Source organism: Pseudomonas sp. TJI-51 (assembly GCF_000190455.2).
GTDB lineage: Bacteria > Pseudomonadota > Gammaproteobacteria > Pseudomonadales > Pseudomonadaceae > Aquipseudomonas > Aquipseudomonas juntendi.
Genome location: NZ_AEWE02000014.1, coordinates 197,342 through 215,546, shown reverse-complemented (window position 1 = coordinate 215,546; position 18,205 = coordinate 197,342). Strand labels below are relative to the sequence as shown.

At 61.5% G+C, this 18,205-nt stretch carries 21 protein-coding genes; 10 read left to right on the top strand and 11 right to left on the bottom strand.

Annotation, left to right across the window (positions count from 1 at the left end; translation table 11 throughout):
• Positions 1-28 precede the first annotated feature (28 nt).
• The gene (locus G1E_RS04370; protein ID WP_047149668.1) at positions 29-1,363 is read right to left on the bottom strand and encodes a lysine N(6)-hydroxylase/L-ornithine N(5)-oxygenase family protein; all 1,335 of its coding nucleotides are present in this window, start codon (positions 1,361-1,363) and stop codon (positions 29-31) included.
• 173 nt (positions 1,364-1,536) lie between these two features.
• Between G1E_RS04370 and G1E_RS04365 the strand changes: the two genes are divergently transcribed.
• Positions 1,537-1,983: a hypothetical protein gene (locus tag G1E_RS04365; protein WP_009686459.1), complete on the top strand. Its 447-nt coding sequence runs from the start codon at positions 1,537-1,539 to the stop codon at positions 1,981-1,983.
• A gap of 30 nt (positions 1,984-2,013) precedes the next feature.
• Here the strand turns inward: G1E_RS04365 and pbpG are convergent, their stop codons facing one another.
• Together pbpG and G1E_RS04355 are read right to left on the bottom strand one after the other, a co-directional pair.
• Entirely contained in the window at positions 2,014-2,940 is a 927-nt protein-coding gene (gene pbpG, locus G1E_RS04360) for a D-alanyl-D-alanine endopeptidase (protein ID WP_029887028.1), read from the bottom strand.
• A 281-nt stretch (positions 2,941-3,221) separates the two neighbouring features.
• Positions 3,222-3,896, bottom strand: coding sequence for a polysaccharide lyase family 7 protein (locus G1E_RS04355; protein WP_009686461.1), 675 nt, complete (start codon positions 3,894-3,896; stop codon positions 3,222-3,224).
• 226 nt (positions 3,897-4,122) lie between these two features.
• On the opposite strand from G1E_RS04355, the gene G1E_RS04350 reads away from it, so the two are divergent.
• Positions 4,123-4,443 carry a DUF1654 domain-containing protein gene (locus tag G1E_RS04350; RefSeq protein ID WP_029887030.1) on the top strand — a complete coding sequence of 107 codons (321 nt, stop codon included), beginning with the start codon at positions 4,123-4,125 and terminating at the stop codon, positions 4,441-4,443.
• 38 nt (positions 4,444-4,481) lie between these two features.
• Here G1E_RS04350 and G1E_RS04345 read toward each other — a convergent pair whose 3' ends face one another.
• Positions 4,482-5,306, bottom strand: a complete 825-nt coding sequence (locus tag G1E_RS04345) for a S24 family peptidase (protein ID WP_047149660.1) — start codon at positions 5,304-5,306, stop codon at positions 4,482-4,484.
• 159 nt (positions 5,307-5,465) lie between these two features.
• On the opposite strand from G1E_RS04345, the gene G1E_RS04340 reads away from it, so the two are divergent.
• Entirely contained in the window at positions 5,466-5,777 is a 312-nt protein-coding gene (locus G1E_RS04340; protein WP_009686465.1) for a hypothetical protein, read from the top strand.
• A gap of 97 nt (positions 5,778-5,874) precedes the next feature.
• Here G1E_RS04340 and G1E_RS04335 read toward each other — a convergent pair whose 3' ends face one another.
• Both G1E_RS04335 and G1E_RS04330 read right to left on the bottom strand, forming a co-directional pair.
• The gene (locus G1E_RS04335) at positions 5,875-6,057 is read right to left on the bottom strand and encodes a hypothetical protein (RefSeq protein WP_009686466.1); all 183 of its coding nucleotides are present in this window, start codon (positions 6,055-6,057) and stop codon (positions 5,875-5,877) included.
• A 94-nt stretch (positions 6,058-6,151) separates the two neighbouring features.
• The gene (locus G1E_RS04330) at positions 6,152-6,499 is read right to left on the bottom strand and encodes a hypothetical protein (protein ID WP_009686467.1); all 348 of its coding nucleotides are present in this window, start codon (positions 6,497-6,499) and stop codon (positions 6,152-6,154) included.
• A gap of 159 nt (positions 6,500-6,658) precedes the next feature.
• On the opposite strand from G1E_RS04330, the gene G1E_RS04325 reads away from it, so the two are divergent.
• The gene (locus tag G1E_RS04325) at positions 6,659-7,480 is read left to right on the top strand and encodes a shikimate 5-dehydrogenase (RefSeq protein WP_009686468.1); all 822 of its coding nucleotides are present in this window, start codon (positions 6,659-6,661) and stop codon (positions 7,478-7,480) included.
• 73 nt (positions 7,481-7,553) lie between these two features.
• Here G1E_RS04325 and G1E_RS04320 read toward each other — a convergent pair whose 3' ends face one another.
• From G1E_RS04320 to G1E_RS04310, 3 genes are all read right to left on the bottom strand, one after another.
• On the bottom strand, positions 7,554-7,796 hold the full coding sequence (locus G1E_RS04320) for a hypothetical protein (RefSeq protein ID WP_009686469.1): 243 nt from the start codon (positions 7,794-7,796) through the stop codon (positions 7,554-7,556).
• A gap of 84 nt (positions 7,797-7,880) precedes the next feature.
• On the bottom strand, positions 7,881-8,408 hold the full coding sequence (gene gloA, locus G1E_RS04315; protein ID WP_009686470.1) for a lactoylglutathione lyase: 528 nt from the start codon (positions 8,406-8,408) through the stop codon (positions 7,881-7,883).
• Positions 8,409-8,634: 226 nt separating this feature from the next.
• Positions 8,635-8,994 (bottom strand): histone-like nucleoid-structuring protein, MvaT/MvaU family, encoded by a 360-nt coding sequence (locus G1E_RS04310; protein WP_009686471.1) that lies wholly within the window; start codon positions 8,992-8,994, stop codon positions 8,635-8,637.
• 360 nt (positions 8,995-9,354) lie between these two features.
• Between G1E_RS04310 and G1E_RS04305 the strand changes: the two genes are divergently transcribed.
• A complete protein-coding gene (locus G1E_RS04305; protein WP_047149659.1) occupies positions 9,355-10,644 on the top strand; it encodes an OprD family porin in 1,290 nt (429 codons plus the stop codon).
• A gap of 68 nt (positions 10,645-10,712) precedes the next feature.
• Complete coding sequence (cobF, locus tag G1E_RS04300; protein WP_009686474.1) at positions 10,713-11,462, top strand: precorrin-6A synthase (deacetylating); 750 nt, start codon at positions 10,713-10,715, stop codon at positions 11,460-11,462.
• 60 nt (positions 11,463-11,522) lie between these two features.
• Here cobF and G1E_RS04295 read toward each other — a convergent pair whose 3' ends face one another.
• Both G1E_RS04295 and G1E_RS28220 read right to left on the bottom strand, forming a co-directional pair.
• A complete protein-coding gene (locus G1E_RS04295) occupies positions 11,523-11,873 on the bottom strand; it encodes a response regulator (protein WP_009686475.1) in 351 nt (116 codons plus the stop codon).
• Between the two features lie 82 nt (positions 11,874-11,955).
• A complete protein-coding gene (locus G1E_RS28220) occupies positions 11,956-12,123 on the bottom strand; it encodes a hypothetical protein (RefSeq protein ID WP_155273753.1) in 168 nt (55 codons plus the stop codon).
• Here G1E_RS28220 and G1E_RS04290 point away from each other — a divergent pair.
• Genes G1E_RS04290 through G1E_RS04275 form a run of 4 tightly spaced genes read left to right on the top strand, consistent with a single transcriptional unit; the run spans position 12,122 to position 18,199 of the window.
• Positions 12,122-15,589: a response regulator gene (locus tag G1E_RS04290; protein WP_047149658.1), complete on the top strand. Its 3,468-nt coding sequence runs from the start codon at positions 12,122-12,124 to the stop codon at positions 15,587-15,589. The two genes, G1E_RS28220 and G1E_RS04290, sit on opposite strands and share 2 nt — an antisense overlap.
• Positions 15,586-16,407 carry a protein-glutamate O-methyltransferase CheR gene (locus G1E_RS04285; protein ID WP_009686478.1) on the top strand — a complete coding sequence of 274 codons (822 nt, stop codon included), beginning with the start codon at positions 15,586-15,588 and terminating at the stop codon, positions 16,405-16,407. Before G1E_RS04290 ends, G1E_RS04285 begins: the two co-directional genes overlap by 4 nt.
• Positions 16,404-16,979: a chemotaxis protein CheB gene (locus G1E_RS04280; protein ID WP_009686479.1), complete on the top strand. Its 576-nt coding sequence runs from the start codon at positions 16,404-16,406 to the stop codon at positions 16,977-16,979. The genes G1E_RS04285 and G1E_RS04280 overlap by 4 nt, the downstream gene beginning before the upstream one ends.
• Entirely contained in the window at positions 16,973-18,199 is a 1,227-nt protein-coding gene (locus G1E_RS04275; protein WP_009686480.1) for a hybrid sensor histidine kinase/response regulator, read from the top strand. The genes G1E_RS04280 and G1E_RS04275 overlap by 7 nt, the downstream gene beginning before the upstream one ends.
• Positions 18,200-18,205: the final 6 nt, after the last annotated feature.

The window sequence follows — 18,205 nt, the reverse complement described above, 5'->3', positions numbered from 1 at the left end:
TCGGCCAGGGCGGCTCGTGTTCTGGCGGTCAGGCGCTGGTCAGTGCCACTGCCGCAGAAGGTTTGCCGTGCAGCTGTGCGAGGTCCTGGTATAGGGCCCTGGCTATCTCCGCGGCACGTGTCGGCAGCACCGAGAGCAGGGTGTCGCTAAGCCCGTGGCTGTTTTCGCAGAAGCCCTGCAGGTAGACCGAGGCTTGCAGGTCGGGGCTGGCCAGCACGCGGTAGTTGCGGTCGACGCTGAAGTCGCCCTGGTACCCGGCCAGGGGTGCCAGCAGGTCGCGGTGCGAGCGGCGTTCGTAGCCGGTGGCGAGAATCACGGCATCGTAGCGGTGCGTTTGCTGCTGGTCGGTGGCAAGGTCACGCAGGGTCAGCTCCAGGCCCTCGCGGGTGGCGACCACGGCATCGACCTGGCGGCGGCACAAGACGTTGTGGCGATACTGGTGGGCGACTTTTTGCCGGTAGAGGATGCCGTATATGCGCTCGATCAGGTTGAGGTCGACCACCGAGTAGTTGGTGTTGTGGTACTCGCCCAGCAGCTTGCTGCGCTGCTCGGCTGGCTCATTGAAGACCAGGTCTGTGTAGTCCGGCGAGAAGATCTCGTTGACGAACGGGCTGTCGTCGGCGGGCTTGAGGGCCGAGCCGCGCAGGATCATGTCGACTTTGACCGAAGGGTAGCTGTCGTTGAGGTCGATGAACGCCTCGGCGGCGCTCTGCCCCGAGCCGATCACGGCGATGCGCATCGGGGCGCCCTGCGTGCACGGCAGTTTGTTCAGGCTGCTCAGGTACTGAGAATGGTGGAACACCCGCGGGTCATCCTTGAAAGCACCGAACTTCGCCGGAATTTTCGGTGTGCCGCCGCTGCCGACCACTACCGAGCGGGTGCGGCGGCTGTATTCGCGGCCTTGCGCATCACGCGACACCAGGCGCAGGTGCTCCACCCGGCCGCCCTGTACCTGCGGCTCGATCCGCAGCACCTGCTGGCCATAGACGGCCTGGCCGGCGAAGTGTTCGGCGGCCCAGCGCAGGTAGTCGTTGTACTCCAGGCGGCAGGGGTAGAAAGTGCCCAGGTTGATGAAGTCCGCCAGGCGTTGTTTCTGGTGCAGGTAATTGACGAAGCTGTAGGGGCTGGTGGGGTTGCGCAGCGACACCAGGTCTTTCAGGAACGAGATCTGCAGCTCGCTCTGTGTCGCCAGGGTTTCACCGTGCCAGCGGTAGTCCTGTTGCTTGTCGATGAACAGCGCGTCCAGGGCATGGCCCTGTGACTCTGCCAGTTCCTCCAGGGCAATGGCCAAGGCCAGATTGGAAGGGCCGAAGCCCACGCCGATCAGATCTTTGATGGTGTCCTGCTGTGTGGGCTGGCTCATGATGGTGATTCCCTGAATGCTCGAATAGGCACGCCCGCCGGGGCTTCGGCCGCTGTGCAAGTACATGAGGTGGAACGAGCCAGCCGACCGGGAATTTAATTGGGCTAAAGCGCGGCGCGAATTGGCCGATAGGGTGGTTAACGCAAAGCCCGATCTTTCAGACAGGGACCGACATGGCCGTCATCACAGCTGGCAACCTCATGATCAATGGCGTATCGGCGCAGGCGCTCAGCGCTAATGCCGCCGCTGAACGCGACCAGGCCAAGCAGGCCGGCGAAGCGGTGGGCCCGCTGCAAATCAGCAGCGACAGCCTTAAGGTGTCCGCGGGTAGCCAGGCACAGTCAGCGGATACAGCGGACAGCGGTGAGTCGGAGGCGGTAAGCGAGCTGCGGCAGTTGATCAAGGACTTGCAGAAGCAACTGGCCGAGGAGCAGAAGCAGCTTGCCGCGTTGCAGAACAGCAAGATGGATGAGACGTCCAAGGCGGCTGCGGTCGGTGCCAAGCAGGCAAGCATCGCTACCCTCAACGGTCAGATCATGGCCGCCACCGCGCAGTTGCTGGAGCTGCTGCAGCAAGAGGGTGGCAGCAGCTCCGGCGGGATGGTCAGCGCCACGGCCTGACGGCGCCATGGCCTGTTGCTTCGGGCCTGCTTACTCGGCCGCCACCCGCCCTTTGCCCTGGCGATCCGCCTTGTACTGCATGGCCACGGCCGGCGCTGGCTTGGCTGCACCGGTTTCCAGCCATTGGCGCAAGCGGCTGGCATCGGCGAAATGGGTGTACTTGCCGAAGGCATCCAGGATGACCATCGCCACAGGGCGGTTATCCATTCGGGTCAACAGCACCAGGCAATGCCCGGCTTCGTTGGTAAAACCGGTCTTGGTCAGCTTGATGTCCCAGTTGCTCTTGTTCACCAGGTGGTCGGTGTTACGGAACCCCAGGGTGTAATTGGGCTTGCGGAAGGCCACGGTCTTCTCGCGGGTGGTCGACAGCTCGCTCAGCATAGGGTACTTGCGCGAGGCCATCAGCAGCTTGGACAGGTCGCGGGCAGTCGACACGTTCTGCGTCGAAAGCCCGGTAGGCTCAACGTAGCGGGTATGGGCCATGCCCAGGCTACGGGCTTTGGCGTTCATCGCTTTGATGAATGCCGGGTAGCCACCGGGGTAGGCATTGGCCAAGCTATTGGCTGCACGGTTTTCCGAAGACATCAAGGTAATCAGCAGGGTCTCGCGGCGATTGAGCTGGCTGCCGGGGCGTACCCGTGAATACACGCCCTTCATCTCCGGGTTGTTGGCGATGGTCATGGTGAGCATCTCATCCATGGGCAGCTTGGCGTCCAGCACCACCATCGCGGTCATCAGTTTGGTCACCGAAGCGATCGGCACCACGCGGTCGGCGTGGTTCGAGTACAGCTCCTGGTTGGTATTGAGGTCGATCAGCAGCGCGCTGCCCGAAGCCAGGTGCAGTTTGGAGGGGTCGCGTTGCACCTTGGCCGGGGGTTGTGCAGCAGCGGTCGACGGCAGCGTCGCGGTACCTGTGAGCAACAGCAGCAGGCTGAGAATGGACAGGGATGTTTTCACGTTGAGGCTCACTAAAGGTTGGTATGTCGTTGGCTGTGCAAGGGTTTTCCCCCAAAAACCGCTGCATTCTGGAGTATGGCTGAACGGCTGTCGAATGCCTTATATCTAAAGGGCGCAACGTGAACGAAATTTAATCCCGTACCCATTGTGTACCCTTCATGTGCTGTTCATGAAGTGCGCCGAACGGTGATAGGGGCGGGGGCAAACTGAGCGCTCAGTTCTGATCAGGTCCGGTACCGACCCGTGAACAGGAGGGCCGGCACGCAAAGGGCGTTGTCGCCTCAGCCATGTATCAACGTCAGGTCGCTGATAATGCAGATCGAGCCATCGTCGACCGGCGTTTGGTCGTTGTAGTCGACCTGGTTGTAAACGCCGCCGTGGAATTCGAACAGGCGCGAAGCCCAACTGCCGTCGAGTTGCAAACCACCTGAAGTACCGGTTGCTCCCTTGCAGGTTGCGGTGACCGTGACCAGGCCCTGTGCCGTGACGTGCAGGCTTATGCCGAACTGCGCGCCCAGCGGTACGCCCTTGAGCACCGTCGAATTCACTGGGTCAGCCTGGTCATAGGCTTGGCGAAAGCCCAAGGTGATATCACCTTTCTTCCAGAACACCTTGACGGGCGGGCCGTCGTCGCCGCGCACGTGCATCTGGGCAATGACCACCTTCTGCGCGGCGTTGACCTTGGTCAACGTCATGCTTTGACGGCTCCAATGATCCGCGGCACTGGCCAGCGTCCAGGAACGGGTCTCGGTCCATTCACAGCGGGTGCGGTGGGTACTCTTGCTCGACGCCCCTTTGGTTGGCGCAGAAAACTGGATCGAGCCGTCACTGAGTAACGTGACCACCTCTGGGAGGCGGGCAATGACTTCGTCACCGTCAAGTTCCAGGGCAACGGGGTTGGTTGCGGATACTGCCACCGGGGTGGCGATCAACAGGTTGCTGATGTCTACGGCCATGGTAACTCCTCATGAACAGCCAGGTTTGAAGGGCAGACTGAATGCTGCCTGGTTGAGAGTTAGCCAATGGCTAAATTAAATGTCAATAGCTTAAAGCTAAAAATTGCGCTGTGGGTGAAATTACCTGTTGGCGAAAATTTTCAGGGCAAGGCCTTTACGCTGGATTTGGCTGTGCGATAAGCTTTCGCCGGGTACTGTACAAATATACATATATCAGGATGACAATATGCCTATGCAAACAGCGTCGACCACCCTTCAGCCCCCGGGAATGTCGGGTGTAGAGCGCCTGAGCCTGCGGGTATCGTCGATGATCAACCACCCTGTGGCCCAGACCCAGCGCTGGGTACTGGTGCATCGCCTGCACAGCGATGGCGACGCGGAATGGGAAGAGGTGATGGGGCTGCTGCTGGAAACACCCGAGTTGGACCTGACCTTCAACCCTGATGGCAGCGTGCTGGTGCGCTGGCAGCGCCACGCCGGCCAGCAGTTTGACGAAGTGAGCGTCGAGCAGGGCTGTGGGTCACTGATGCCTGCTGCGCCGTTCTGAAATACCGGCGCCAGGCCGCTGCCGGGGCAGGTGGCGCCTTACACGAGGTGGGCATTCCACACCAGCAGGACCCTGGCCTGGATATAGGTTTCTTCGCGGCGAATCAGGCGGTCCTTGTGCCGTGAGTTGTCGGAAATCATCTCGAAATGATCGTCATCGGCAATCTGCAGGCGCTTGATGTAGATATGGTCACCCCACGCGAAAAAGTAGATCCCGTCGCCCACGAACTCGCGAATGCTGACATCGACGATCAGTGGGTCACGGTGCCTGATGGTGGGCTCCATCGATTGGCCCCAGCCAGTGACCATCTTCAGGTGGTGGTGCTCGCTGAATTCCACACCCAGTTCCCGCAGGTGGCTGGGGCTGACCCGCACATCCTTGAACATTTCCGGGTAGTCATGGGGGATCTGGCCGCCGCCCATGGCCGCGCGCACATCATAGTGGGCAATCCATACCTCATCGCCCACCAGGCCGGGCCGGCCGTGGTCGGCCTGCAGCAATACGGTTTCCGCGGGCTCGGCAGCCGCGGCCAGCAGCCTCTGGCGGGTTTCTTCGGGGATGCCTTTGCCACTTTTTGCCAGCATCTGCTTGACCAGGTCGGCGGCGCACACCGCGCCGTCGGCAGGCCCGCCCGAGGCCTGCGGGTGATCGCCGGGCGCCAGCGCGTCGAACCAGCCGCGTGGCAAGCCTTCGATACCCTCGATCCGCCGCGCCACGTCGTCGCCCAGGTTCTTGGCGGTCCTGTTGGAGAGAATCTGGCTCAGGTGCGCAGGCGCCATGCCCCAGCGCTCGGCGCAGGCGCCCTTTTTCTGGTCGGCGATCAGCTTGACCAGGTTCTGCTTGCGGATTTCATAGATGTCCATAAGGCGAAGCATGCCAGTGTTTAGCTCTCTGCTAAATGTGCGCATGGCTAAATTTCCCTTGAGGTAAATTTACCCCTAGGCTAAATTAAACCTTCAGACAATAAAAGCCACGGCGATGCAATGCCGTGGATTGCCCATCTCGTCAGTAAAGAGGTTTACATGGATCCCACCGACCTCGGCCCAGGCACCCTTACGTGGCTGGGTGGTACAGGCACCGTGTTGTTCGGGGCCTTTCTATGGCTGCGCAAATGGCTGTCCAGAGATGCGGCAGACCGCGCGCTGGACAATGCAGACATTGCCGTGATTCGCCGCCTGACCGAGCTGCTCGATAGCGAGCGCGATGCCCGCCGTGAGGCGGAGGCCAAGGCTGACCAGTTCGCCAAGGAGCGCAATGAACTGGTGGTCACCGTCGGCCGCTTGCAAGGCAGGGTCGTGGCCCTGACCAGTCAACTGGCCCGGGCCAAGGCGTGAAACGACCGACGACCCGCACCCACCATGGCCACACAAAAAAAAGCCCGCCATTTCGGCGGGCACAAGGGCGTAGGGAGCAACGCACAACAAATTCGGGTCAGGCCACCAAGGTGCCTGGTTGCAACAGTTCAGCCAATGCGCGGGCTTGGGCGAGGGTCGGCACCGGCCCACTCACAGCCTCGCCGTTGCGCACCAGGTACCAGCAGGCCAACAGGCCTTGTTCACGCAGTGAAACCGGAACAGCGCTGCCGACAACGGACATGATCTGGATAGTGGCCATGGGGACCTCCTGTGAAACATGGGCCTACCATACGTAGCCGCTACCAGGGTTTGAAATCAACGTTGTCGATAGTGGTCATTACTTCTATCAACCCTTACCAGCGTGGCGGGCCGTAATACACCCGTGGCGGGCCGTAGTAGGCCCGGTAGCCTGGCGGTGGCGGGGCCGGCGCATAATAAGGCTGGTAATAGACGGGCTGCGGCGGCGGCTGCACGTACACCGGTTGCGGCGGGTAGTACACCGGCTGGCGTTCCACGTACACCGTACGGTCGTGCCCGCCAGACACCGTAGCGCCAACCACCGCGCCAACCACGGCAGCTCCCAGTAGCGGGCCCGGTCCGTACCAACCGCCGCCATGGCCGTAACCACCGTGGGCAGCTGCAGGCCCGCTGATGGCCAAAGCGCCGACCAGCAGGGCGATTCCGGGAATGAGACGGTTCATATCAACCTCGCGAGTAAACCCCTAAAGTGGGGTGTCACTAATATGACTCCGGTATTTGTCAATTGCGCGCAGGGCAATGGTAAAGGTTGTGTAAGGGACGAACAGCGGTTGCCTCTGGTACGCTGCACAAACGTTTCAGTCATGACTCAGGAGCAGGCTATGTCGACAACTCCCGGCAGGGATACCGTGCTGTGCATTTCCCTGGCAGGCCGCCCCGGTACATTCGGCGTGCGCTTTCACAACCACCTGTACCAACAGTTGGGCCTGGACTTTTACTACAAGGCCATGCGCACCGACGACCTCCCGGCCGCGGTAGCGGGAATTCGAGCCTTGGGCATACGCGGGTGTGGGGTATCGATGCCATACAAGGAAGCGTGCATGGCGCTGGTAGACGAGATCGACCCGTCGGCAGCGGCCATCGAGTCGGTCAACACTTTGGTGAACACCAACGGTCGCCTCACAGCCTACAACACCGACTATCTGGCCGTACGCCAGTTGTTGACCCGGCACCAGGTCGACCCGGCAACCGCTTTCGCCCTGCGCGGCAGCGGCGGTATGGCCAAGGCCGTTGCCAGCGCCTTGCGCGATGCCGGCTTTGCCGAAGGCACCATCGTCGCGCGTAATGCCCAGGCGGGGCAGCAGCTGGCGGATATGTGCGGCTACCGCTGGCTGCCAGAACTCGGCGATATCTGCCCGCCGATGCTGGTGAATGTGACGCCGATCGGCATGGCGGGGGGCGCAGAAGCTGAAGAGCTGGCGTTTTCGGACATCGCCATCGCTGCTGCAGAGCGGGTATTCGATGTGGTGGCCATGCCCGCGCAAACACCGTTGATTCGCCGCGCCCAAGCGCTGGGCAAGCCCGTGATTACCGGGCTTGAGGTGATTGCGCTGCAGGCGCTGGAGCAGTTCGTGCTGTACACAGGTGTGAGGCCGACGCCGGCGCAAGTCGATGCCGCCGTGGCGTACGCTCGCGATATCTGAATGCACCAGCAGCGGCCCCTTCGCGGTATGGCAGCGGTGCTGGCGAAGAGGCCGCTACAGGCCAAGGGGGCAATCAGAATACCTTGGTGCCGGCGTCCAGTTGCTGGTCGACCAGCGCTCGACCGTGGGCCAGTGACACATGCTGGGCACGTTCCAGGTCGGAGAAGAACTTCATCGGCATCGACAGGCGCCTGCTGGTATGGCCATCAGGGGCGGTGATCAGGCAACCGGCGGCGTAGGGCAGGGGCGAGTCAGGATGGGGCATCACGCTGGCGGTGATGGTGTGCTTGCGGTATTCACAGTGAAGGGATTGCATGGTTCTTACCTCGCTGTGGCATGGGAAGCAATTACCTTCATATACCACAGCAAGGGGGCGGTGGTTCCCGCCCCCGACGAACGCTTAGCCTGCGAGGTCGGCCGGCTGAATCACTTCGACCCAATAGCCATCCGGGTCCTTGATGAACGCCAGGTGGTTCATGCGCCCGTCCTGCAGGCGCTTCTGGAACGGTACACCTAGCGCTTCGAAGCGCGCACAGGCGACGCGTACATCGGGTACCGACACGCAGATGTGACCGAAGCCGCGTGGGTCGGTATTGCCATCGTGATAGGCGAAATCGGCATCGTTTTCGGTGCCGTGGTTGTGGGTGAGCTCCAGCACGCCAGGGATCGATTTCATCCACTGGTGACGGGCGGCATCATCGGCGGGGATCTGCGCCGGGTCGACCAGGGCCAGGAAGTACAGGCTGAAAGCGGCTTCGGGGAAATCACGCTTATCTACCACGCGAAAGCCCAGCACACGGGTGTAGAAGTCCAGGGACTTTTCGATGTCCTTGACCCGCAGCATGGTGTGGTTGAAGACGAATTGGGCGGTGGCGGCGTCAGGTTGTGCGGTGACACCAGGCAAGGTTTGCAGATCGTGCAGGCTCATGGGAACTCCTGAGGCAGGGCCGGGCACGGGGCGCCGGCAAAACAGACAGGCTGGCCATGATACGTCAGTGCGCCGATTGCGCAAATGAAAGCGCCCTGCACGAGTGCAGGGCGCTGGAATTAGAGGCCCGCATGTGCGGGCGCGTGATGGGGTCGCTAGTCCTTTAGCTGCCTCGATACTGAGCCAGCCCTTGTGAAAAAAGTGTGAAGCACGTGTTGATGTTTCATCAGCGAGCCCAGCTTTCCACCTCGGCGGCGCCATACTGCTCTTTCCAGGCTTTGAGGCCGCGGTGGTTGCCGCCTTTGGTCTCGATCCGCTCGCCGGTCTCGGGGTGTGTGTAAACCTTCACCACCCGCGGGCGACGGTGCTGTTTGGGGGCAGGGCCGGTGGTGCGCCCCCCGGCTTTGGGGTCAAGTATGGCTATGACATCGCGCAGGCTTTTGTCGTAGCTTTTCATCAGGTTGACGAGTTTCTGCTCGAACTCGATTTCGCGCTTTAACCCGGCATCTTTTTTCAACGCTTCCAGTTGGGCCATCTGTTCTTGGAGCGCTTTTTCCGCAGCACGAAACTCTGCAAGTCTGGACACTGTAATCACTCCTGTACGTCGGCTGTGGCGGGGCGTGACGAACATTGGAACGCATGAATACGCCGGCCACGCAGGTGGGTTTTACTGTTCGTTGATAGCGAGTGTAGTCACACATTGGGGCGGGGTAAACTGCTAACTTATTGCAAATAAGCGGGGAACTTTCCTAGTTACCCACGCGCGATACAGGCGACTCGCCGAAGCGGCCTGGCAGGGCGCTTAGACCATGGTCCAATGGCCCGCGCCAGAGCCGTTACGCGATCATTTCAAAGTATGGCTGGCTGTTGCGCGGTCATGTCCCATTACCGTGGCAAGTCGTTGCCACCGGTTGTTAACCCGCTTTGAATCTGGATGTTTCCCTGCATGTTTTCCCCCTATCCTCTCGCCCCCGGGCGTCGTGTCGCCAGCCTGTTCCTGTTATGTGCCGGTGCCAACGCCCAGGCTGGCGGTTTTCTTGAAGACAGCAGTGCCAAGGTTGAAGCACGCACTGTCTACTTCAACCGGGATTTCCGTGACGGCCACAGCAGTTCCGGCCAAGGGGCGTCCAAGCGAGAAGAGTGGGCCCAGGGCTTTATCCTCAATGTACAGTCGGGTTACACCGAAGGCTTGGTAGGGTTCGGTGTGGATGCGCTGGGCATGTTCGGTGTGAAGTTGGACTCCAGCCCCGCCGACAGTAACAGCGGCTTGCTGCCGTCTTCCGGGCACAACCCTCGGCACTCCGCCGACCAGTATGCAAAGATGGGCCTGGCGGCCAAGGTCAAAGTTTCCAACACGGTGCTCAAATACGGTTCGATGATGCCGGATGTGCCCCTGCTCAAGTACAACGATGGCCGCCTGCTGCCGACGATGTTCCAGGGCGCCATGCTGACCTCCGAGGAACGCCGCGATCTGAAGTTCACCCTGGCACGCCTGGATCGGTACACCGCAAGGGATTCAACCGACCGCCAAAACATTCGCGTGCATTGCAAGAACAAGCGTTACGCCTGCGACATCGAAGCCGACCACTTCGACCTCGCCGGGGTCGATTACCGGGTCAACGAGCGTTTCGGTGCCCAGTATCAAGTGGCCAGGCTGGAGAACATCTATCGCCAGCAGTATTTCGGCCTGGTGGCCAGCCAACCGCTGCCGGTGGGTAGCCTTGCTGCCGACCTGCGGCTGATCAAAAGCGACGACATCGGCAACGCCCGCGCTGGCGCTATCGACCACCGCGCCGTCAGCGGCATGCTCGGCTACAGCCTGGGTGATCACAAGCTCAGTGCTGGCTGGCAGCGCATGTATGGCGACAGCGCCATGCCCTACCTGGATGGCAGCAACCCGTACCTGGTCAACTATGCACAGGTCAATGATTTTGCCGCCGCCCAGGAGCGCTCCTGGCAAGTGCGCTATGACTATGACTTCAAGGCGTTGGGTGTGCCTGGCCTTACGTTCTTCACCCGGTACATCAACGGTGACCATATCCAGGTGCCAGGCAGCCATGCCGAAGGCAAGGAGTGGGAGCGCGACAGCGAGCTCAAGTACCAAGTGCAAAGTGGCACGTTCAAGGACGTCAGCGTGCGTTTGCGTAATTCCACCTACCGCAGCAACTATGAGCGGTGGGCGCGGGATATGGACGAAACGCGGGTGATCGTCAGCTACAACTTCTCGCTGCTCTGAACGGGTGCTTTGCCAGCGGCCTGGTGGCGCCCGACAATGGCTGCTGAACAGCACCGGAGGGCAGCACAATGAAACAGCTGTTGTTGATCGGCATCGGCCCGGGTGACCCACGCCAGGTCACGTACGAAGCCGTCGACGGGTTGCGCCAGGCCCACGTGTTCTTCGTGCTCGACAAAGGCAGCGTCAAGAACGAGCTGGTGCAGCTGCGCAAGGCCATCCTGCAGCGGTACCGGCCCGAGGGCGGCTATCGGCTGGTTGAGGTCGCCGACCCGCTGCGCGATGGGCAGGCCGACGCGTATGTGCAGGCGGTACAGGACTGGCACGTCCAACGTGCAGCGCTGTATGCGCAACTGATCGAACAGGAACTCGGCGACGGCGAAACCGGCGCCTTTCTGCTGTGGGGCGAGCCCACGCTCTATGACAGCACCTTGCGCATCCTCGACCTGGTCTGCGAGCGAGTTGGCGCGCTGCACCTGCAGGTCATTCCGGGCATCAGCAGCGTGCAGGCACTGGCGGCGCGCCACCGTGTTGCGCTCAACCGCATTGGCGAACCGCTGACCGTGCTGCCTGGTCGGCGTCTGGCCGGGCAGGGGAGTATCGACAATGTGGTGGTGATGCTCGATGGGCAGTGCGCGTTCGCAGCTATCGATGACCCGGCCTTGACGATTTACTGGGGCGCTTACCTGGGCACGGCTGACGAACGGCTGATCGCCGGGCCGCTGCAGGCGGTGAAGGCGCAGATTCTTGAAGTGCGTGCGCGGGAAAGGGCGCGCAAAGGGTGGATCATGGACACCTACCTGTTGCGCAGGGAGGTGTAGCAGGCACCGTTCCTTGGCCCCTGCGCTCCCTGCGCGCTTGGTAAGCGGGTGCCGCCGAATTCAGGCGGTGCCGAGAATCGCCTGCACCTTGTCGCGCAGCTGGTCGATGCTGAACGGCTTGCCGATCATGTGCATGCCCTCCGGCACAGTAATGTTTTCGGCGTAGCCACTGGCGAACAGTACCGGCAACAGTGGCCGCAGCTTGCGTGCCTTGGCTGCCAGCGCCTCACCGCGCATGTCCGGCAGGCCCACATCCGTCATCATCAGCGCCAACGGCTGGTTCGGGTCTTCCAACACCTTGAGCGCCGCGCTGGCATCTTCCGCCTCGATCACCGAGTAGCCCAACTCATCGAGCACTTCGACCATCAGCATACGTACGATGTCGTCGTCTTCGACTACCAAAAGGTGCATGGTTCGGGTCCTGTGCAAGTGAATGTCTATGATCTGTGCACAAGGCGACAGCAGAAGTTCCCGAGGATACCGATACTTGCAATCAGATGGAACGATTGGCACACAGCACTTTCAAATACTGGCTAAATGCCCTGCCAGAGCCGTCAAAGCTGGTTAGACTTCGCTTGTCGGCACGGCGCAGCGGCACATAACCATAACGATTGTTCCGCCATTCTTTTCCATGGATTTTCTTGCTCGGGCGTTTTCTCATGATTCAAGCAGCCTCGATGGACCAGCGCAGCTTCCGCAAGTTGTTGAGCCGCAACATCGGCCTTCCTCTGGGTGTGGGCCTGCTAGGTGCCGTGGCCTTCGTCGCGGTGATCAACTACCTGCTGTCGGCCATGCAATGGGTCGAACACACCGACCGGGTCATTGGCAATGCCAACGAAGCGGTGAAGCTGTCGATCGACATGGAAACCGGCATGCGCGGCTTTCTGCTGACGGGTGACGAGCGCTTCCTCGACCCCTATGAGGTGGCCAAGCCGCGCATTCTCAGCAGCTTGCAGGGCCTGAAAGGCATGGTCGAGGACAACCCGCAGCAAGTTGACCGTATCGACCGGCTGATCGCCTTGCAGCAAGCCTGGAATGACTTCGGCAGCGGCATGATCACCCTGCGCCGCAATGATGGCCCCTACCGGGAGCTGATCGGTAACGGCCGCGGCAAGCGCCTGACAGACGAGATTCGCAAGGAATTCGCCGACCTCATTGCCACCGAGCAGCAGTTGCGCATGGCACGCAACGAGAAGGTCAGCACCGTCACCGTAACCTCCATTTCGGCGTTCGTGCTGCTGATCGTTGGCCTCAGCGCCTTGCTGGCGTACCTGGGGCGCCGCGATCTGTTGGCGTTGTCCAGCAGTTACGACGACAACCTCAAGGCCCAGCAACGTTCTGCCGAGCGCCTGGAGCACCAGGCCTGGCTGCGCAACGGCCAGACCCAGCTGGCTCAACAAGTGCTTGGGCAGCTGACCCTGAACATGCTCGGCGACAACATTCTGCGGTTCTTTGCCTCTTACCTGGGCAGTGTGGTCGGGGCGTTGTACGTGCGCGACGAGCATGGCCGCCTGGTACGCGTTGCCTGCTATGGGCTGGATGCCGAAGAGCAGGCGCGCGAGCAGGTGCTGGGTGATGGTGAGGGTCTGCTGGCCCAGGCCGTGCGTGAAGGGCGGCTGCTGCGCCTGGACGACCTGCCGCAAGACTACTTCCAGCTCAGCTCCGGCCTGGGCAAGGGCTTGCCGCGCAGTGCACTGCTGATGCCGGCCAGCGACGGCGGGCAGATCAACGGCGTGCTCGAACTGGGCTTCCTGCGGCCGCTGCAGGCGCGTGACGACGAACTGTTGCAGCGCGTGGAGGGCAACCTGGGTATGTCCATCGAAAGTGCCCGTTATCGCCAGCGCTTGCAGGAAGTCCTGGCCGAAACCCAGCAATTGAACGAAGAATTGCAGGTGCAGCAGGAAGAGCTGAAAACCGCCAACGAAGAGCTGGAGGAGCAGTCCCGCGTGCTCAAGGAGTCCCAGGCCCACCTGGAAACCCAGCAAGCGGAACTGGAGCAGACCAACGAGCAGTTGTCCGACCGCACCGAAGCGCTGGACCGCAAGAACGAGGAGCTGACCCAGGCCCAGGAAGAGCTGCAGGCGCGCGCCGATGAGCTGCTGCGTTCGAGCAAGTACAAGTCCGAGTTCCTCGCCAACATGTCCCACGAATTGCGCACGCCGCTGAACAGTTCGCTGATTCTGGCCAAGCTGCTGGCCGAGAACGTTGAAGGCAACCTCAGCGGTGAGCAGGTCAAGTTCGCCGAGTCGATCTACTCGGCCGGCAACGACCTGCTCAACCTGATCAACGATATCCTCGACATCGCCAAGGTCGAGGCCGGCAAGCTTGAAGTGCGACCTGAAACCACTCACCTGGACCGCCTGGTCGAAGGCCTGCGCGACATGTTCGAGCCGTTGGCCGGGCAAAAGGGACTGGCCTTCGAGGTCACCGCCCAGGCTCAGGTGCCTGCCACCCTGTTCACCGACCGCCAGCGACTGGAGCAGATCCTCAAGAACCTGCTGTCCAACGCCATCAAGTTCACCGAGCGCGGCCAGGTCAGCCTGAACATCGGCTACCAGCCAGACAGCGGCATCGTGTTTTCCGTGCGCGATAGCGGCATCGGCATTGCTGCCGACCAGCAGCAGGCAATCTTCGGTGCGTTCCACCAGGTCGATGGCACCAGCAACCGCCGGTATGGCGGGACTGGGCTGGGGCTGTCGATTTCTCGCGACCTTGCCCATCTGCTTGGCGGGCAGATCAGTGTCGAGAGCAGCCCCGGGCAGGGCAGTGTGTTCAGCCTGGTATTACCCGAACGCTACGAGAACCTGGAGCAGGAGGTCGAGCCCCTTAGCCTGCGCCCGGCTGTCGATACCCTGCCGCCAGTACCGCAACTCGCCACTGCCCAGGCGCCGAAGCTGCCGCAACTGGCCTTCACCGACGACCGTGACCGGGCGCCTTTCAGTAACCGCTGCATCCTGGTGATCGAAGACGAGCCGAACTTCGCCCGCATTCTCTTCGACCTGGCCCACGAGCTGGGTTACAGCTGCCTGGTGGCGCATGCGGCCGACGAAGGTTTCGAGCTGGCCGCCCGGTTCATACCCGATGCGATCCTGCTGGACATGCGCCTGCCTGACCATTCCGGCCTGACCGTGCTGCAACGCCTGAAAGAACAGGCCGATACCCGGCACATTCCGGTGCATATCATTTCCGTCGAGGACCGTGTCGAGGCCGCCATGCACATGGGGGCAGTGGGCTACGCCGTCAAACCCACCAGCCGCGAAGAGCTCAAGGAAGTTTTCGCGCGCCTGGAGGCCAAGCTGACGCAGAAGCTCAAGCACATTCTGCTGGTGGAAGATGACGACCTGCAGCGCGAAAGCATCGCCCGCCTGATCGGTGACGACGACGTCGAGATCACCGCCGTAGGCATGGCGCAGGAGGCCTTGGCACTGCTGCGGGAAAACATCTACGACTGCATGATCATCGACCTCAAGCTGCCAGACATGCTCGGTAACGAACTGCTCAAGCGCATGACTGCCGAAGATATCCGCGCCTTCCCGCCGGTGATCGTGTATACCGGCCGCAACCTGACCCGCGAAGAAGAAACCGACCTGCTCAAGTACTCGCGCTCGATCATCATCAAGGGCGCCCGCTCACCCGAGCGGCTGCTCGACGAAGTGACGCTGTTCCTGCACAAGGTCGAATCGCAGTTGTCCAACGAACGCCAGCGTATGCTGAAGACGGCGCGCAGCCGCGACAAAGTGTTCGAGGGGCGCAAGGTGCTGCTGGTAGATGACGATGTGCGTAATATCTTCGCACTGACCAGTGCACTGGAGCACAAGGGCGCGATCGTCGAAATCGGCCGTAACGGCCGCGAGGCCATCGAGCGCCTGGAGCAGCATGACGACATCGACCTGGTGCTGATGGATGTGATGATGCCGGAAATGGACGGCTTCGAAGCCACCCGGCTGATCCGCCAGCAACCGCGCTGGCGCAAGCTGCCGATCATTGCGGTGACTGCCAAGGCCATGAAAGATGACCAGCACCGTTGCCTGCAGGCCGGCGCCAACGATTACCTGGCCAAACCGATCGACCTGGACCGCCTGTTCTCGCTGATCCGCGTATGGCTGCCGCAACTGGAGCGAATTTGACTAGCGAACGTAACACCGATATCGAGATCCGCTTGCTGATCGAGGCCATCTACCTCAAGTACAGCTATGATTTCCGCAATTATTCCGGCGCTTCGATCAAGCGCCGGATCCTGCACGCGCTGCGCCAGTTCGGTTGCCAGACGGTATCGGCCTTGCAGGAGCGCGTGCTGCACGACCCTGGCATGTTCATGCAGTTGCTGCAGTACCTGACGATTCCGGTCAGCGCGATGTTCCGCGACCCGGGCCATTTCCTGGCGCTGCGGACCGAGGTGGTGCCGCTGTTGCGTACCTGGCCATCGATCAAGGTGTGGATCGCCGGCTGCAGCACGGGCGAGGAGGTGTATTCGATGGCCATCCTGCTGCGCGAAGAAGGCCTGCTCGAGCGCACCATCATCTACGCCACCGACATCAACCCGCACTCGCTGGACAAAGCCAAGCAGGGCATCTACTCGATGCAGAACATGCTCGACTACGCCGAGAACTACCGCATCGCCGGTGGCCGCCGGGATTTCGCCGAGTACTACACGGCAGCCTATGGCAACGCGATCATGGACAGCACCCTGCGTGAAAACGTGACCTTCGCCGACCATAGCCTGGCCACCGACAGCGTGTTCTCCGAGACGCAGTTGGTGTCTTGCCGCAATGTGCTGATCTACTTCAACAAGGAGCTGCAGGACCGCGCCCTGGGCCTGTTCCATGAATCGCTGTGCCATCGCGGTTTTCTGGTGCTGGGCAGCAAGGAGTCGGTCGACTTTTCCGCTTACAGCGACGGTTTCGAGCCGCTGGTCAAGCCTGAACGGATCTATCGCAAATCATGAAGGGCGTACAAGCGGTGGTGATCGGCGCCTCGGCCGGCGGGGTGTCCGCGCTGTTCACCGTGCTGGGCGGGTTGCCGTCGGGGTTCGCCATTCCGGTAGTCTGTGTGTTGCACCTGCCGGATGACCGCCACAGCCAACTGGCCGAGGTGCTGCAACGCCGCCTGCTTCGTCCCGTGTGTGAGGCACGTGACAAGCAACCGCTGAGCCCTGGCCAGATCTACGTGGCCGGGCCGGGCTATCATTTATCGGTAGAACGCGACTTCACCCTGTCGTTGAGCCAGGAACCACCGGTGCATTTTTCCCGGCCGGCCATCGACTACCTGTTCATTTCCGCGGCTGATGCCTACGGTGCCGGCCTGCTTGGCGTGCTGCTCACCGGTGCCAATGAAGACGGTGCCCAGGGGTTGGCTTACATCAAGAACAGCGGCGGCCGGACCATCGTCCAGGACCCTCGCGACGCACAGGTGGCGCTGATGCCCGAGGCCGCCCTGGCCCTCCATCAGCCCGACCATATTCTTACCTTGAGTGGGATCGAGCAGTTGCTCGCCGCCCTGGAACCCAGCGCATGCTAAGCAACACTATCGCCAAACTGCTGATCGTCGACGACCTGCCAGAGAACCTGTTGGCCCTCGATGCCCTGATACAGGGCGAGGACCGTGAGGTGCACCAGGCCCAGTCTGCCGAAGCCGCCTTGTCGCTGTTGCTCGAACACGAGTTCGCGCTGGCCATTCTCGATGTGCAGATGCCGGGCATGAACGGCTTCGAACTGGCCGAACTGATGCGCGGTACGGAAAAAACCCGCCACATCCCTATCGTTTTCGTCACCGCAGCCGGGCGTGAAATGAACTACGCCTTCAAGGGCTACGAAAGTGGCGCCGTGGACTTCCTGCACAAACCGCTGGATACCGCGGCGGTGAAGAGCAAGGTGTCGGTGTTCGTCGACCTTTACCGCCAGCGCAAGGTGCTTGACCGCCAGTTGCAGGCGCTGGAGCGCAGCCGCCAGGAGCAGGAAGTGCTGCTGGGCCAGCTGCAGGCGGCGCGCGGTGAGCTGGAGCATGCGGTGCGCATGCGCGATGACTTCATGTCGATCGTGTCCCACGAGGTGCGTACACCGCTCAACGGGCTGATCCTGGAAACCCAACTGCGCAAGCTGCACCTGGCGCGGGGCAACCTGGCGGCGTTCAGCGCCGACAAGCTGCAGGCCATGGTCGAGCGCGACGAGCGCCAGATCAACAGCCTGATCCGCCTGATCGAAGACATGCTCGATGTTTCGCGCATTCGTACCGGCAAGCTGTCGCTGCGGCCCAAAGCGTTCGACCTGAGCGAGCTGGTGCAGCGGTTGGTGGAAAATTTCACCGCCCAGGCCACGGCACTGGATACGTTCATCGAGTTGCAGCATTGCCAGCCACTGCAGGGTGAGTGGGACGAATTTCGGATTGAACAAGTACTGGCCAACCTGTTGTCCAATGCCTTGCGTTATGGTGAACGCAAACCGGTGCAGGTAAGGCTGTACGAGCAGGACGGCCTGGCGTGCGTGCAGGTGCAGGACCAAGGCATTGGTATCGACATGGCTAACCAGCAACGTATCTTTCAGCAGTTCGAGCGCGTCGCAACTCAGCAAGCTACGGGTGGCCTGGGCTTGGGCCTGTATATTTCCGACCAGATCGTGCAAGCGCATGGCGGGCGGATTGTGGTGCAAAGCGAGGTGGGCAAAGGTGCGACCTTCACCCTGCAACTGCCCCTGGCTGCAGTGGAACAACTAAACGACCAGGCGTGGGCAACCTCTGCATAAGCCTGG

Coding starts and splice junctions, on each gene's coding strand:
- G1E_RS04370 (WP_047149668.1), bottom strand. CDS start 1,363: ATGAGCCAGCCCACACAGCAGGACACCATCAAAGATCTGATCGGCGTG.
- G1E_RS04305 (WP_047149659.1), top strand. CDS start 9,355: ATGTTTTCCCCCTATCCTCTCGCCCCCGGGCGTCGTGTCGCCAGCCTG.
- G1E_RS04365 (WP_009686459.1), top strand. CDS start 1,537: ATGGCCGTCATCACAGCTGGCAACCTCATGATCAATGGCGTATCGGCG.
- cobF (WP_009686474.1), top strand. CDS start 10,713: ATGAAACAGCTGTTGTTGATCGGCATCGGCCCGGGTGACCCACGCCAG.
- G1E_RS04340 (WP_009686465.1), top strand. CDS start 5,466: ATGGATCCCACCGACCTCGGCCCAGGCACCCTTACGTGGCTGGGTGGT.
- gloA (WP_009686470.1), bottom strand. CDS start 8,408: ATGAGCCTGCACGATCTGCAAACCTTGCCTGGTGTCACCGCACAACCT.
- G1E_RS04290 (WP_047149658.1), top strand. CDS start 12,122: ATGATTCAAGCAGCCTCGATGGACCAGCGCAGCTTCCGCAAGTTGTTG.
- G1E_RS04280 (WP_009686479.1), top strand. CDS start 16,404: ATGAAGGGCGTACAAGCGGTGGTGATCGGCGCCTCGGCCGGCGGGGTG.
- G1E_RS04355 (WP_009686461.1), bottom strand. CDS start 3,896: ATGGCCGTAGACATCAGCAACCTGTTGATCGCCACCCCGGTGGCAGTA.
- G1E_RS04325 (WP_009686468.1), top strand. CDS start 6,659: ATGTCGACAACTCCCGGCAGGGATACCGTGCTGTGCATTTCCCTGGCA.
- G1E_RS04320 (WP_009686469.1), bottom strand. CDS start 7,796: ATGCAATCCCTTCACTGTGAATACCGCAAGCACACCATCACCGCCAGC.
- G1E_RS04335 (WP_009686466.1), bottom strand. CDS start 6,057: ATGGCCACTATCCAGATCATGTCCGTTGTCGGCAGCGCTGTTCCGGTT.
- G1E_RS04345 (WP_047149660.1), bottom strand. CDS start 5,306: ATGGACATCTATGAAATCCGCAAGCAGAACCTGGTCAAGCTGATCGCC.
- G1E_RS04275 (WP_009686480.1), top strand. CDS start 16,973: ATGCTAAGCAACACTATCGCCAAACTGCTGATCGTCGACGACCTGCCA.
- G1E_RS04330 (WP_009686467.1), bottom strand. CDS start 6,499: ATGAACCGTCTCATTCCCGGAATCGCCCTGCTGGTCGGCGCTTTGGCC.
- G1E_RS28220 (WP_155273753.1), bottom strand. CDS start 12,123: ATGAGAAAACGCCCGAGCAAGAAAATCCATGGAAAAGAATGGCGGAAC.
- G1E_RS04295 (WP_009686475.1), bottom strand. CDS start 11,873: ATGCACCTTTTGGTAGTCGAAGACGACGACATCGTACGTATGCTGATG.
- G1E_RS04350 (WP_029887030.1), top strand. CDS start 4,123: ATGCCTATGCAAACAGCGTCGACCACCCTTCAGCCCCCGGGAATGTCG.